Genomic DNA, 14,563 nt, shown 5'->3' with positions numbered 1-14,563 from the left:
TTTTAAAGTTGTATAAATGCCCGCAACTTAAGGTTTAATAGTTAGGTAGTTTTGGGGGAAATATAATGAAGAATAACAAGAGTGTAAGCAGGTTATTATCCTTAGCAACAATTGGAATTAGTGCATTTAAGCGTAATCCAATGGACGCTATCCAACGCTCTCAAGGTGAGGCAGTTGCTCTGTTTTAAATCGAAGAGAACCAGTGTTTTATGTTGTTCCAACAAAGACCTATGAATTGATTTTGGAGCAGTTGGAAGATATTGAACTTGCTTCAATAGTTCGAGAGAGGTGCGGACAGCCTAGTAAGGAAGTTGACTTGGATGAACTCTAATTTGAGTTAGTTTGACCACATAGCAAGTGATAGCTATAGGTACTTAAGATTTATTTAAAGTAATTCCTCTTAACATAACTTAATCAGGGCAGCGATAGCACCTCTTATAACAAGCTTGCCACGAATTAATCTGACTCTATCTGATTTTTGGACTGCAAGAGTAACTCCTCACGATAGATCAGAATCTCGGGGGGGGGGCTTCAATGCCAATTTTCACATGTGAGCCACGAATACCCAAAATCTCTATGTAAACGTCATCTCTAACGATAACCTTTTCACCAATATTTCTTGTTAATTTCAACATTTCGATCACTCCTTGATCCGCATTTATCTCCGCTACTGAAACACTACGCCCCTCTGAGAGTACCTGTAAAGAAGGTTTGAGCAAATCTCTCTTGAAGGTAGAATGTATTTTCTATAAATTTTCTAAAAAAAGTGAATTTAGGTCTTAGATCAATGTCTGGCGTTAACTCGAAAAAATGGCATCGCATGATAGCTCTCGTCGACATGAACTGTTTTTTTGCTCAGATCGAGCAGCATGACTTCCCATATTGGCGAAATAGGCCTGTTGGAGTTACCAACGGAAAGCTTGGCAGTACAATTATCACTGCTTCTTATGAAGCAAGAAGTTATGGTGTTAAAACCGGCATGCGACTTAAAGAAGCCCGAGATTTATGCCCAGGTATCATCCAAGCTCCTAGTAGACCTACCCGATACGCGCAGTTTCATCGGCCATTATGGAATCACTGCAAAACATTTCTCCCACAATTGAAGTTTACTCAGTTGATGAGGCATTTCTAGATTTAACGGATTGTCAGTCAATCTATCGTGATGCCGAGCAAGTTGGTCGTCTTATTAAAGACACCATTAGTGATGTTTCTGGGCTGACATGCAGTGTAGGAATTAGTGGTGATAAGACAACAGCTAAATTTGCAGCCAAATTAAATAAACCAGATGGCTTAACTATCATAGAGCCAAGCCTAGCTGAAGCTCGCTTAGCTAATGAATATGTCACTGAGTTAAGTGGTATCAATACGGGAATAGCGAGCTTTTTGGCCCAATATGGTATCTATAAATGCGGCGACATGAAAAAGGTGCCGATGAGTCTTATTGCTAAACGTTTTGGTAACCCTGGAAGAAGAATATGGTTGATGGCTCAGGGTAAAGATCCTGAACCTGTAATTACCGAGGTTAAAGAGCCAAAATCAATCGGGCATGGCAAGGTTATGCCGCCAGGAACAAGAGATAAACGTGTGCTGTTGACCTATTTTCAGCATATGTCTGAAAAGGTAGGCATTCGATTAAGAAGGCACCAGTTTCAGTCAGATGTTTTCTTCATAGGTTTTAAGACAGAGCTTGGGTGGATTTCAACAAAAGTTAAGCTGAATAATGCCACTGATGATGGCGGCACTATTTATATGCACTGCCTAGACTTTGTCGATAGGCATTATGTTGGGCAAGAGTGCCGGCAAGTTCAGGTTACAGCATTGTCACCTCTGCATGGAAGGCAGCAAGACTTATTTATTGATGATGCTTCAAAGCACAAACGAGAGGCGTTAAACCAAGCTTTGGATAGCATTAATGAACGCTTCGGTGAATTCACAGTAGCGCCAACAAGGGTTATAGGTCGAAGTGAAATGCCCAATGTAATTGCGCCGGCTTGGAAGCCAACTGGGCACAGGAAAACCATCTGATGTGTGGTGGCGTGTATTTTCAGTATGGTGATGATGTTCTGAGGATTTTTTATCCCAATCCTAAAGCTGTGCTACCCATTCTCATGGCTAATGGCGAGAAGCAGTTGCTTGCTTGGGGAAGACGGCAAAAGCAGCCTGGCAATTTGCCCATGACGGGATGGGCAAGACTCGATTCTATCTATTCAGGCAGATGGGATAAGTACTTTCCTAAGCCTGTCAAAATACCAGTTTTAAGTTTTATGGAAAAAGACTTAGAAGGCGTGAGTCACTGGTATGACTTACAAAAAGGACAGTTTATCCAAGGCCTAATAGCTAGAGAGGGTAATGAGAGAAGAGTGTATGTAGTAACAATTGAGCCAGAGCTTGAAGATGCACAAATCCATAGCAGGTGGCCCCGTATCGTTCAAAAAGGTGAACGTTCAAGAATTAAGCATTATGAAAATTGAGCAGGAATAGTAGTGAAAGTAAGTAAGACGTTTTTCTTAATGGCAGCATCATTGCTGTCATTTACAGTTGTTGCAGAACCAACAGATTCGTTTAGTAAGGCAAAAAAAATAATGATGGATAAAGTCTACTTTGATAGTAGGGTAACTCTCTACTGTGAAGCTGGCTTTGATGCAAATAAGAACGTAAACCCGCCAGCTGGGTTTCATACACAAAAGCATATTAAACGTGCTGGAAGATTAGAGTGGGAGCATGTCGTACCTGCCGAGAACTTTGGTCATACTTTTAGCGAGTGGCGGGATGGTCACCCAGATTGTGTCGACTCAAAAGGTAAAGCCTTCAAGGGATATTAACCAGACATCAAAACAAGAGAAGAATTTACATACTCATTCGAGCTGCTGATCTTGCCGTAACACTCCCACAAGGGAACACAACTATGCGGGTAATGGTCCGTTCTGATTACATGTATCCGAAGAACAAAATGCCGTGAATGTTTCAGTTTATTTTACGGAAGTAATTAAAAAGGGCACACGATATTATCGTAAACCCTTGATACTTGGTACCGGAGAAAGGACTTGAATCTATGACCAACGGATTACAAAGATTAGTCCGGCCTTGCTTAAAAAACAAATTATTTAAAGTCAGTTCCCTGTATGTTCGCCAAAGTTATATTGGTGAACAAGTGTAAAGTTACTACCAAAAAACTACATTTTTAGCTATGGACTTCCAATAACTCTCAAAGAAATTCCAGTCGTTTCTTTTACATATATGTCTATTGAACCGAGTAAGGCTAGAATGTCCTCACTTACATTTGCTGTTGTGAGACCTGGCTGAACTATGAAGAAGCGGTATTCTTTCTGAAGTCTGCTTGCGTGTTGTAGGAGCAGATCAAACTCACGAAATTCCCCCTGCTCAATTCTAGACAAAACCTGCTCTTCTTGTTGAGTATTCATTCTTAGTTTTTCTCGTTTTTTTAGCTGTGTAATGATTTTTTCTAGTTCACCAACCCATTTACAGCCTTTAATAACTTGCCCACAAACTTCATAAAAATCTTTGATTCGTGATCCTGGAGCATCCCCAGAAGAATATTTCAGGTGGTAAAACTCAATAGCCAGAGTTTCTCCTTCGTCTTTAAAAGCTACGATATCAGCAATTTCATTCGCTCCGTCATCATCAAAAATTATCCAGTAGCCCTTTTGTTTCAGCTCTTGAATCATTGCGTACTGAATTGAGTCAGGATTTTTATTTTGTCCTTGTGACTCCTTGTGGATATTGACTTGCCATTGTCTAGATTCTAAAGATGCTTGGTCATATTTAGGAAGAATGAAACCATCAGGACGAACGATGTGCAGATTTTCAAATAATTTCGTTCCATCTTCATAAAATATTGCAGGCGAGGCATTTTCCGAAAAATATTGTTCCAGAGGCATATTTATCGAAGAAAATACTATGATGATGTCCGCACCATTAACTTTAGAGACTGAATAACCATGCTCTGTGACTGAGTATTCGTAATCACAAGAATTGTTATCTAGGGTTACAGTGAAATTAATGGAGTTAATTGTGTGCTGTTTTATCTCAATACATGCACTATCAAGGCGAAATGGCTGTCCTGAGGAGCAAGTCAGATGAATATTGAAGTGACCATACTCAAAAAAATAATCCGGCCAATCAATTCCAATTGGAGTTAGTTCAGGGAGTGCAGTAATAGTTTTTGTCCGTAAAACTTTATCTAATATGGTGTTAGGGTCAAGATTTGGATCATTGAGTTTCTGACCAACCTGTTTACACCATTCCATCCAGTCATACATCGCTAAATTATTCATAGACCAGATGCGTCCTTTATGGGAGCAACCAATGTCGACTTTGTTTCCTCGCTCGTACCCTCGACCACTCATATTAGATCTGTATGAGGAACCTTGTGCCAACTCATTTATAGATGATTCAATATCTGTGCCTGTATACATCACGTAGCGTAAGTTGCCCCTTTGTCCTTTATTTAGACCTGCATTCTGTAAAACTAGACGTTCAATTTCTCCAAAACTTTTGAAAACTCTGTCTCCATTAAGCAGTTTTGCTCCAATTGAAATATGGTCAATAAGACGTTTTCTTGTGCCTATCTTTGCTGAGTCATGGAGAAATAATAAACCTTCACTAGGTTCATAATAGAGGACTATCAAGCGCCAATCCGCTTGCGTCAGATCTGATTGGGGAGCCCACTTCGTGATGGTATCTACTTTGGTAATGAGTACTAGAAGATTGGAGTTAGGAACTACTATTGATGAAACAAGCTCTTCACCACTCTCAAGGGGAAATTGCTCAATATTGAGGTTGATATTTGCACTTTCTACTTCAAAGACTAACACACTAACAGTTGGCCTTAGGTTTTCTATAGGTATTTCTTTGCCAGTCTTCGAGCTGTTTTCAATTATTTGTTGAAACTCTATTTCTCTTTTTATGTTTGCTTCGCTCGTATACTGTAAAACTTTATTCCAATCAGGATCTTCTATGTATAAATGTTTTAGAGCACCCTCGACATTTTGATCACATACGTTTGCAACAAAGGTGGGATCACCAAGGTCAGGCCTATGGCGAACAAAGCGGCCAGCAAATTGAAGAGTTATTGCTAGAGATTTATGGATAGTGTGAAGCGCACACACTTTGAGTTCCGGTAGATCAAAACCTTCACCAAGCATGTCTACACAGATAATAATTTTATGTTGCTTTTCACGAATAGCTTTTTGTTTGCTCTTTAGCTTACTGACTCCACTGTGAATGACGACCGGATTTAAATCTGGAGCCAGTTCTCGGTAGATTTCACCAATATCATTAGCTTCGGAGCGCTTTCCACAACGTGCCATTAGTATGTGATCGAGGTTATTCCTTATATCTTCCCTAAGTTGGGAAATTGCTAGCTCTGCTACACGCCGATGTCCAGCTATATCATTTACTTCATAAACCGATTTAAATCTTATTTTTCTAAACAACCCCAGCTCTTGAGCTCTTGATATTGGGAAGTTGTATATTATTTTCCCTCCGACTTTTTGTTGATCCTGTCTGAATGGTGTAGCAGTGAATTGAAGGATCGGCTTACTTTCGAAAGCTTGCTTTATTTCCCTCCAAGACCGTGCTTCTACATGGTGTGCTTCATCTATGATTAGATGACTGCATGAGTTATACAGTGCGTTTCGAAGCTCAGCATTTGCTTGGGTCAATGATTGGGGGGTGGTGACTAAAACATTAGCTAATTGCGATAAACTCAATTCATTGTTGTTGTTTAACCCACCCTCTATTAAGGCAACAATTGGATTAAGGGTGTCTTGCTTGATTGCATAGAGATTTCGAAGCATTCCGAGAGTTAAGAATTTTTTGAAGGTTTGCTTCCTCAAGCTATCATTTGGAACTATGACTAATACTTTTTGCACGGGTAATCCACAGACAGTCGCTAACATGGTTTCTGTTTTACCTGTTCCGGTTGGCATAACTACTGTTGCATCACCGGGATTATGTCCAGTGAGATGTCCCAGAATTTCGAATAATGCTGAAACTTGAGGTTGTCGGAGTCTATTTTCTCCGTCGGAAAGTGCGTCCACAGGATAAACAGTTAGACATCTTTTCCATGAATCCAAAATTTGATTTGTCAATTCTGCTGTGATTTCTTGGACTTCTCCAGCCACTAGAGGTTGGTGAGCTATTATTACGTGTTCAGACTGTGCTGATATGATATTTGGAGAAATATCTAATAAATCTAGATTAATCAACGCAAACTACTCCCTTAGTTTTGGATACATGATTTTGACATGTTAGTTATATCAAATAGCTAAAGATGAAGTCATATTCGTTAGTATCAATTAACCATCTCCAAAAATTTATTGCCAGTTTTGTAGAAGGTTACTGGTTGGTAACTTAATCATTTGAATAAAGTTTCAAATCAACCCTCAAATCAAGTTGCTCAGGCTATTCAGTAGATTGAAATTTAGACTATGCCGTTCTGTATTTGGATGCCTCTAACCTCAATAAGCTGTTCTTGAATGGTATTTACTGTGGATGCATGATTTAACTACTTTATTGGTTCACCGCGAGCGGATAATTTAGTTTGATTAAGATAGAAATCAACAGTGGGAGTAGTGCTATGTCGAAAACCCTTCAAAACAACCTGCTTAAGTTGACACAAAAAAGGGCTGTGTAAGAACAAAACTCTTTAAATTCTGTGGGGCTGGAGATAGGGGGGCAAATACGATTTACGGATGACAAACAAGTACTATTGATCGTGATAGATAACTAGTGCTGTTTGAACTTAATAATAGAGACCAAGTGATTAATATAAGTTTTCTGGAATAGGCAGAATCCGGGGTAGCTCAAATCGTAAGTTTGAATAGGTTAAGACCATCAGGGCTGTTTCCAGAATGGAAACAGGTGTTTCCCATAGGAAACAGCAAGGGTAGCTTCGCACCTTAAATCAAGGTATAGCAAGGATTGAGGTGGGTGTTTCCTGTAGGAAACACCTATATCTGCAAAGCAGAAAAGTTGTTTTTAAAAGCGATTAAGTTGTTTTTGAGTGCAATAAGGTTGTTTGAATGCGCAGTTAAGTTGGCTGTTAGAGCGGAAAAGTTGGATGTGCATCTCTATGTTTTTGAATATGTTTAATATTTTTTCCCTGTAAACAAGATTTCCCTGTAAACAAGAGGTAAACAGAAATAAAAAGGGATAAATATTATAGACAAGGAAACATAGCAGCTTTCTGGTGAAATTGATCTATTAAGGACTACAAGCTCCTAAACGTAAGTTTAAATTATAGCTAGATAGATACAAGTTAAACTCTTCCGACAGTTATTACCTTACATGACCACAGCTTCTCTGTACTTACCAAAGTCTTCTGAGATAGCAAAAAAGAAGCTGATATGGTTATGGTTACTGCAGTGTCTATTGATTATTTGAGCTTTAATCTTGATAGTTTTATTTCTTTACTTTGTATTTGAATTCAACTCCTGTGTACTTTTTACCATGTCTTTTTGGTTTCCAGGTGATATGCCAGCCCGCATCAACTAATTCTCTTACCGTAACGTCAATGACTTTATTTTTGATGGTGTTATAGCTGTGCTTGTCGGGAATGTTTAAAAGCTGACGTAGCTCATAGAGCGGCACCGTCCGCGTGTTTTCATAAACGCCTGTTTGTTGTTTGCTTAGCAGGTATTCATGCAACTTGAAGGTTCTATAAGAATCGAAGTTTACTACATCCCCAACACGGTATTTAATGTTGGGTCTTGTCCTGTCAACTAGGTTTATTAACTGTGAGTAGTATTCAGATGTGAACTTGATCTCGATACATCCAAGGCTGGAGTCGTAGTAGGCATTTTCAATAGCCTTAATTTTAATGTCCTCATTTTGAGGATTACTTATTAAGACTTCTAGTTTCTTAAGACTTTTAGCAGCCCCTTTAAATGCCCTTAGAGAACTTGATCTAGTTACGTTGAAAGCTGATATAAATTGCTCCGCAATGACGTGTACTACTCTTTCTTCAGCAAAAGTGCCGTCAAAATAATTACGTGCTCGTTGTTCCAAACCAGCTGTTGGATTAACGCGGCTGATTGCTAATGTGAGAACTCTGATTTCATTCCGAAGGAGTTTAGATGTTGTAGCTCTTGCTAATGCGTGTGATTTGCAAACCCAAAACTCGTTGATTTTGCTATGTGGTTCAGAACTCTGAGAATCATTTGCAGCTAGACCTGATATAGTCCCTTCTTGGTAAAAATAGTTGTCTAGATCACTTTGATCGTTAGCTGCTACCATAAATATTCCCTGCGAATGTTATATTTAATATTGTACGCATCTGGCTCTGTCTGTTTAATACCATAAGCTATATTAAAAATAGTTGTCCGTAGAGTTAAAATAACTTTCGCCATCTAATATAAAAATTAGTAAAAACAGAGGGTTAAAATCGAAAAAAATCAGATGTGGCGAAAGTGGAATTCAGCGTAAATTGTTGATATTTAATGTTTTGTTTTCGGCCTTCTAAGCCGAGGGTAGCAGGTTCGAGTCCTGCCAGGCGTACCATTTCCAATTCACACTCCTTTCTTATCACGCAGTTTGAATTTGACCGTTTAGTCTGCATTCGTAAGACAAAAATCCCCTAAGTCTCATCTTGATAGCTATATTTGCTGTTAGAATTTATTCGCAAACATCTTGTTGATATATGCGAAAGGTCTCGACTAAGCAAACAATGAAGATTGAAAAGATCCTCCAAAAAGCAGAAAACAATTGTCTCGAACAAGGTGGTCGCTTAACACCAAAGCGTCGCCAAGTCTTAGAGATATTATTGTTGAAGCAGCAGCCTTTATCAGCTTATGAGATTGCTGAGCATTATCAACAAATGCTTGGTGAATCGATTCCTGCTATGTCAGTTTACCGGATGTTAGATTTTTTGATGACTCAGGGATTGGTGCACAAACTTAGTTCAGCAAATAAGTTTATCGCGTGTTCACACATTGCTTGCTCACACAGCCATCAGACACCCCAATTTTTGATTTGCGATAATTGCCAATCTGTTAGTGAGATTGGTATTGAGAACATGCTTATAAATGCATTAGAAAAAAGCATTAGAGATAATGACTTTGAGCTGAAAAGCCGGCAGCTAGAACTTCATGGTTTATGCAAGGGTTGTCAGGCATCTTCTTAACTAACTGCGTTTAATTCGTTATTCCCTTTCTCGTTGGGAAATTATCAGCAAAAATTACTTTCTGGTTTGTGGGATACACAGCATACTGAGATAATCCATGCCGTAGTAGCAATGAGCTAAGGAAAGGTAACATCGTGCGAAGTCTATTTTCCAGTATAGAAAACTGGTTTTTATCACGGCCAAGACCCATCAAACGTTTAATCACAGGCTGTGTTGATTATGTCGCGGTGATGTTTGCTTTGTTGGGCGCTTTCTCTCTGCGTTTGAGCACATTCTATATTCCTCCACAAGAACAATTATGGTTGTTTTTTGCCGCACCGGTATTAGCCATTCCAATTTTTATTAGGCTTGGGCTGTATCGCGCAGTGATACGTTACATTGGGATGGATGCACTTTGGGCGATTCTCAAAGCAATCTTTTTTTACACCTTATTATTAATGATGGTGGTCGTCCTAACACGGGACTTAGCCGGCCTTGTTCCAAGAACTGTGTATGGTATTAATGCCGTTGTTCTATTGATATTGGTGGGCGGTTGCCGCTTTATTGCTAGATGGTTATTTACTAAGCAATCTAGTAGAAAAGCTGGGCGTCATAAAAAACACAGTTTTATACCGCCCGTTATTATCTACGGTGCAGGTAATGCTGGTGTGAAACTGGCGGCATTGTTGAAAATGGGACGCCAACTAAGGCCAGTTGGTTTTGTTGATGATGATCGTGCTTTACATGAACAGCAAATTAATGGCATCACTGTTCATGCCTTTGCAGATATTCAAAAGCTGATTGACCGTTACCAAGTTAACGAAATTTTGCTGGCAATGCCTTCCATTCCAAGGTGTCAGCGGAATCAAATTTTGCAGTCTCTTGAACCATACGCATTGCACGTTCGCACACTTCCAGATATGACGGATATTGCGCAGGGAAAGTTAAGCGTTTCTGATATTCAGGAAGTCGATATCGCTGACTTGTTGGGTCGTCAGCCAGTTGAGCCCGATATCACGTTGCTAAACCGTAATATCAAAGATAAAAATGTTTTGGTAACGGGGGCTGGCGGATCTATAGGTAGTGAGCTGTGTCGGCAAATTATCATGCTAGAACCCGCGCAGATTGTGCTTTATGAAATAAGTGAGTTTTCGCTATACCAAATAGAAAAAGAACTTGAGTCATTAAACAGCACTACGCCAATTGTCAGTTTACTGGGATCTGTTCTTGACGAAGCGAGGTTGACATCCGTTTGCCAGCGGTTTGATATTCATACCATTTATCATGCCGCCGCCTATAAGCACGTACCCATGGTAGAGAGAAATATTACTGAGGGTGTACGTAATAATGTGCTTGGTACGTTACATGCTGCAAAAGCTGCGATTAACAGTGGGGTTGAGACGTTTGTCTTAATCTCTACTGATAAAGCGGTGCGTCCAACTAATACCATGGGTGCCAGTAAGCGGATGGCAGAGCTAGTGCTGCAAGGCTTAGCTTCTGCGTCAGAGGCTGCCAAAGATACGCGCTTTACCATGGTTCGATTTGGTAATGTTTTGGGATCATCAGGTTCCGTTGTGCCACTGTTTCGGCAACAAATTATCAATGGGGGGCCAGTCACAGTAACTCATCCAGACATCATTCGTTATTTTATGACCATTCCTGAAGCTGCAGAGTTGGTTATTCAGGCGGGGGCAATGGGCTTAGGTGGCGATGTCTTTGTTTTAGATATGGGCGAGCCGGTCAAAATTGTTAATCTGGCGAAACGTATGATTCACTTGAGTGGACTTACTGTTAATGATGAGCAAAATCCTGATGGTGATATTGCAATAGAATTCACTGGGCTTCGTCATGGTGAGAAGCTTTATGAAGAGTTGTTAATAGGTTCTAACGTTTCAGTTACCAAACATCAAAAAATAATGTGCGCCAAAGAGCATATTATCCAATGGCCAATATTACAGGTTATGTTGACTGAATTATCTGATGCTATTGAACAAGGTAATCACCAGCGTGTTCGTGAAATTTTGCTTGAGCATGTGGATGGCTTTGCGCCGCAGTGTGATATTGAAGACTGGCTTAAGCTTTAACCCTATTTTCAATCAGAATTAACATATCTGACTGATGTATAATCCCGTTTTGCAAGTAAGAGGCTGACAATACTGTGTGTGGCATTGTAGGTGGTATCGCCGAACGAAACGTAACGCCAATCTTGATGGAAGGGCTGCGAAGACTTGAGTATCGCGGTTATGATTCATCTGGCATTGCATTGTTGTCGTCAGAGCAGAAAATTGAACGTGTTCGTTCATTAGGCAAAATAAAGCAACTTGAAAACAAAATCCAAGTGCTTGAACAGCCTTTTACAGGACAAGTTGGGATCGCCCATACGCGTTGGGCAACACATGGCATCCCTGCGGAACATAATGCGCATCCTCATATTTGTAACCAACGTGTTGCTGTTGTGCATAATGGTATTATCGAAAATTACCAATCGCTAAAACATCAACAGTTAGCAAATGGTTATCGATTTACCTCTGAAACTGATACGGAAGTTGTTGCGCACGCCATTTATCAGCAAATGTATGGTGGACCTGAGTCTTATAACAAACAAAGTGATTTGTTACCGGCTGTCATGGAGGCGATTAAAACCTTTGAAGGTGCTTATGCACTTGGGGTTGTTGCCAATGATGATGCGGAAACTTTAATCGCGGCCCGTAAAGGTAGCCCGTTGGTTATTGGTATCGGTATCGGTGAGCATTTTATTGCATCCGATGTCTCTGCATTATTGCCCGTCACACAAAACTTCATTTTTCTGGAAGATGGTGATGTAGCCGTTTTGACGCGAGAGTCTGTGACTATCTATAACGTTGAAACAGGTGAGCAAGTCGAGCGGCCAGTAAAAGAGTCAAGCCTCAATATCACCTCAGTTGAGCTAGGTGAACACCGTCACTATATGCACAAAGAAATCTTTGAACAGCCCCAAGCTGTCATCGATACTTTGGAAGGCCGGTTAACGCAAGATCAAGTTCTGGTATCTAGCTTTGGGCCTTTGGCTGAGTCTATTTTTGCCAGTATCAATCGAATTCACATCATTGCCTGTGGTACAAGTTATCACGCAGGTATGGTCGCCAAATATTGGGCAGAAGACATTATTGGGATGCCATGTCAGGTTGAGGTGGCCAGCGAGTTTCGGTATCGCAATCCAGTTGTTGAGAATAATACGTTAATCGTTACGATCAGCCAGTCTGGTGAAACGGCCGATACCTTAGCGGCATTACACCAAATTAAGAGCTTACGCCGCGCAGCAAGTAACAACCTGCAAAGACGTGAGTCAGATACGCCTACTTTTGTTAATGGTGCGTTTTCTAAATCTGATGAGCTGAATATTCCAACTTTAAGTATTTGTAATGTTGCTGAAAGTAGCCTGACGCGGGAGGCTGAGTTAGTATTTCTAACACATGCTGGGCCTGAAATTGGTGTTGCTTCAACCAAAGCTTTTACAACACAGCTAGTCGCCTTGGCGTTGATGCTAACCAGCATTGGTAAAGTACAAAACCGATTAGCATCTGGCCGCGAACAGTTAATTGCGAACGGTTTACAAAAATTACCGAGCCTTATTCAACAGGCGTTATTGCATGAAGCTGAAATTCAGCAAATTGCCGAGGCTTTTGCTGATAAGCAGCACGCGCTGTTTTTAGGTCGAGGAACCATGTACCCCATCGCACTTGAAGGCGCATTAAAACTTAAAGAAATCAGCTATATTCATGCGGAGGCTTATCCTGCGGGTGAGTTAAAGCACGGTCCTTTGGCATTAATTGATGAAAATATGCCGGTTATTGCGATAGCACCACTTGATGACTTGTTGGAAAAATTGAAATCTAACTTACAAGAAGTTAAAGCGCGTGGCGGACAAATGATTGTCTTTGAAGATGAGCGTTCAGATCTAAGCTCAGAAACCAGCTTTAAAGTCGTTAAAGCAACAACCAATGTTGGACGTATAACGGCACCAATTACCTATAATATTTTGCTGCAACTTCTCAGTTACCATGTCGCCTTAATTAAGGGGACTGATGTCGACCAACCGAGAAATTTAGCGAAATCTGTCACGGTTGAGTAACGAATAACAGGTATTAAGGAAGTATTTACAGTAGTTACTGTAAGTTAGTTAGGAATGGATTGTTTGTATGAAAATAGCAGTTGCAGGAACGGGCTACGTTGGACTTTCACTAGCTGTATTACTGGCTCAAAAAAATGAAGTCGTTGCTTTAGACATTGTTAAAGATAAAGTCGACCAACTTAACAACAAGCAGTCACCGATAATTGATGCTGAAATCAGTTATTTCCTTGCCAATAAAGCGCTTAATCTAACTGCAACTACCGATAAACAACTGGCTTACAAAAACGCTGATTATGTAATCATTGCGACGCCGACAGATTACGATCCAGAAACCAATTATTTCAATACCAAGAGTGTTGAATCAGTCATCGAAGATGTATTGGCCATTAACCCTAATGCCATCATGGTGGTTAAATCGACTGTTCCGGTAGGCTATACCGAGTCGATCAAAGCAAAATATGTAACTGCTGATCAGTTGCCCAAAATTATCTTCTCACCAGAGTTTTTGCGTGAGGGCAAAGCTTTATACGATAACCTTTATCCCTCTCGTATCGTTATTGGTGAGCAAAGTGAACAAGCAGATGTGTTTGCAGAGCTGCTGATTGATGGCGCGATAAAACAAGACATACCGGTTTTGTTTACCAATGCTACAGAAGCCGAAGCCATTAAACTTTTCTCTAATACCTATCTAGCCATGCGAGTAGCTTATTTTAATGAGTTAGATAGTTATGCTGAGACGCATGGATTAAACACGCGACAAATTATTGAGGGGGTTGGCTTAGACCCACGCATTGGTAATCATTACAACAATCCATCTTTTGGTTATGGCGGTTACTGCCTACCAAAAGATACTAAACAGTTACTGGCTAATTATGAAAATGTGCCAAGCAACCTGATTCAAGCGATTGTTGATGCTAATACCACTCGCAAAGACTTTATTGCCAGCCAAATTATCAAGCAGCAGCCAAAAGTTGTTGGAATCTATCGCCTAGTGATGAAGCAAGGTTCTGATAACTTTAGAGCCTCAGCTATCCAAGGTGTGATGAAACGTATTAAAGCCAAGGGTATTGAAGTCATCTTGTTTGAGCCGGCAATGAAAGAAGCTAGTTTCTTTAACTCAGCGGTTATAAAAGATCTAAATGACTTTAAAGCTAAAGCCGACATTATCATTGCTAATCGCTTAACTGATGATATTCAAGATGTTCGCAATAAAGTTTATACCCGTGATCTTTTTGGTAATGACTAAGTTATAACTTGCCACTACGGCATGCCGGTGCTAACTTCTTAGTTGGCATGGATGCCAAGGCGCAAGCAACTGATAATCGGAT

Annotated in this window: 10 protein-coding genes, 1 tRNA gene and 1 pseudogene; 9 read left to right on the top strand and 3 right to left on the bottom strand. The window is 40.2% G+C overall.

Going from position 1 to position 14,563, the window contains the following annotated elements:
- Positions 1 to 509: 509 nt before the first annotated feature.
- Positions 510 to 635, bottom strand: coding sequence for a carbon storage regulator (locus OMP94_RS08265; RefSeq protein WP_266277811.1), 126 nt, complete (start codon positions 633 to 635; stop codon positions 510 to 512).
- Between the two features lie 152 nt (positions 636 to 787).
- Between OMP94_RS08265 and OMP94_RS08260 the strand changes: the two are divergent.
- The 4 genes and pseudogenes from OMP94_RS08260 to OMP94_RS08245 form a co-directional block, all read left to right on the top strand.
- Positions 788 to 1,209 (top strand): annotated as a pseudogene (locus tag OMP94_RS08260) (DNA polymerase Y family protein); the annotation flags it as partial.
- Positions 1,210 to 1,416: 207 nt separating this feature from the next.
- Positions 1,417 to 2,025: a hypothetical protein gene (locus OMP94_RS11320; RefSeq protein WP_416240457.1), complete on the top strand. Its 609-nt coding sequence runs from the start codon at positions 1,417 to 1,419 to the stop codon at positions 2,023 to 2,025.
- Positions 1,992 to 2,471 carry a hypothetical protein gene (locus OMP94_RS08250; RefSeq protein WP_266277809.1) on the top strand — a complete coding sequence of 160 codons (480 nt, stop codon included), beginning with the start codon at positions 1,992 to 1,994 and terminating at the stop codon, positions 2,469 to 2,471. Before OMP94_RS11320 ends, OMP94_RS08250 begins: the two co-directional genes overlap by 34 nt.
- Positions 2,472 to 2,483: 12 nt before the next feature.
- Complete coding sequence (locus OMP94_RS08245; RefSeq protein ID WP_266277808.1) at positions 2,484 to 2,822, top strand: hypothetical protein; 339 nt, start codon at positions 2,484 to 2,486, stop codon at positions 2,820 to 2,822.
- 363 nt (positions 2,823 to 3,185) lie between these two features.
- Here the strand turns inward: OMP94_RS08245 and OMP94_RS08240 are convergent, their stop codons facing one another.
- A complete protein-coding gene (locus OMP94_RS08240) occupies positions 3,186 to 6,230 on the bottom strand; it encodes a DEAD/DEAH box helicase (RefSeq protein WP_266277807.1) in 3,045 nt (1,014 codons plus the stop codon).
- Positions 6,231 to 7,425: 1,195 nt separating this feature from the next.
- Positions 7,426 to 8,259 (bottom strand): replication initiation protein, encoded by an 834-nt coding sequence (locus tag OMP94_RS08235; protein WP_266277806.1) that lies wholly within the window; start codon positions 8,257 to 8,259, stop codon positions 7,426 to 7,428.
- Between the two features lie 167 nt (positions 8,260 to 8,426).
- Between OMP94_RS08235 and OMP94_RS08230 the strand changes: the two genes are divergently transcribed.
- The 5 genes from OMP94_RS08230 (at position 8,427) to OMP94_RS08210 (ending at position 14,481) form a co-directional block, all read left to right on the top strand.
- Positions 8,427 to 8,523: transfer RNA gene (locus OMP94_RS08230), tRNA-Ser, on the top strand.
- Positions 8,524 to 8,689: 166 nt separating this feature from the next.
- A complete protein-coding gene (locus tag OMP94_RS08225; protein WP_266277805.1) occupies positions 8,690 to 9,145 on the top strand; it encodes a Fur family transcriptional regulator in 456 nt (151 codons plus the stop codon).
- Between the two features lie 134 nt (positions 9,146 to 9,279).
- Positions 9,280 to 11,208, top strand: a complete 1,929-nt coding sequence (locus tag OMP94_RS08220) for a polysaccharide biosynthesis protein (RefSeq protein ID WP_266277804.1) — start codon at positions 9,280 to 9,282, stop codon at positions 11,206 to 11,208.
- Between the two features lie 74 nt (positions 11,209 to 11,282).
- Positions 11,283 to 13,235 (top strand): glutamine--fructose-6-phosphate transaminase (isomerizing), encoded by a 1,953-nt coding sequence (gene glmS, locus OMP94_RS08215; RefSeq protein ID WP_266277803.1) that lies wholly within the window; start codon positions 11,283 to 11,285, stop codon positions 13,233 to 13,235.
- Between the two features lie 67 nt (positions 13,236 to 13,302).
- Positions 13,303 to 14,481 (top strand): nucleotide sugar dehydrogenase, encoded by a 1,179-nt coding sequence (locus OMP94_RS08210; protein WP_266277802.1) that lies wholly within the window; start codon positions 13,303 to 13,305, stop codon positions 14,479 to 14,481.
- Positions 14,482 to 14,563 lie beyond the last annotated feature (82 nt).

Source organism: Methylophaga sp. OBS3 (genome assembly GCF_026319325.1).
Lineage (GTDB): Bacteria > Pseudomonadota > Gammaproteobacteria > Nitrosococcales > Methylophagaceae > Methylophaga.
The sequence above is the reverse complement of the archived record's forward strand: the minus strand, read 5'-3'. Positions and strand labels throughout refer to the sequence as shown.

Bases quoted from the DNA above. Each gene is read 5' to 3' on its own strand.
- OMP94_RS08265 (WP_266277811.1), bottom strand. From the start codon at position 635: ATGTTGAAATTAACAAGAAATATTGGTGAAAAGGTTATCGTTAGAGAT.
- OMP94_RS11320 (WP_416240457.1), top strand. From the start codon at position 1,417: ATGAAAAAGGTGCCGATGAGTCTTATTGCTAAACGTTTTGGTAACCCT.
- OMP94_RS08235 (WP_266277806.1), bottom strand. From the start codon at position 8,259: ATGGTAGCAGCTAACGATCAAAGTGATCTAGACAACTATTTTTACCAA.
- OMP94_RS08225 (WP_266277805.1), top strand. From the start codon at position 8,690: ATGAAGATTGAAAAGATCCTCCAAAAAGCAGAAAACAATTGTCTCGAA.
- OMP94_RS08210 (WP_266277802.1), top strand. From the start codon at position 13,303: ATGAAAATAGCAGTTGCAGGAACGGGCTACGTTGGACTTTCACTAGCT.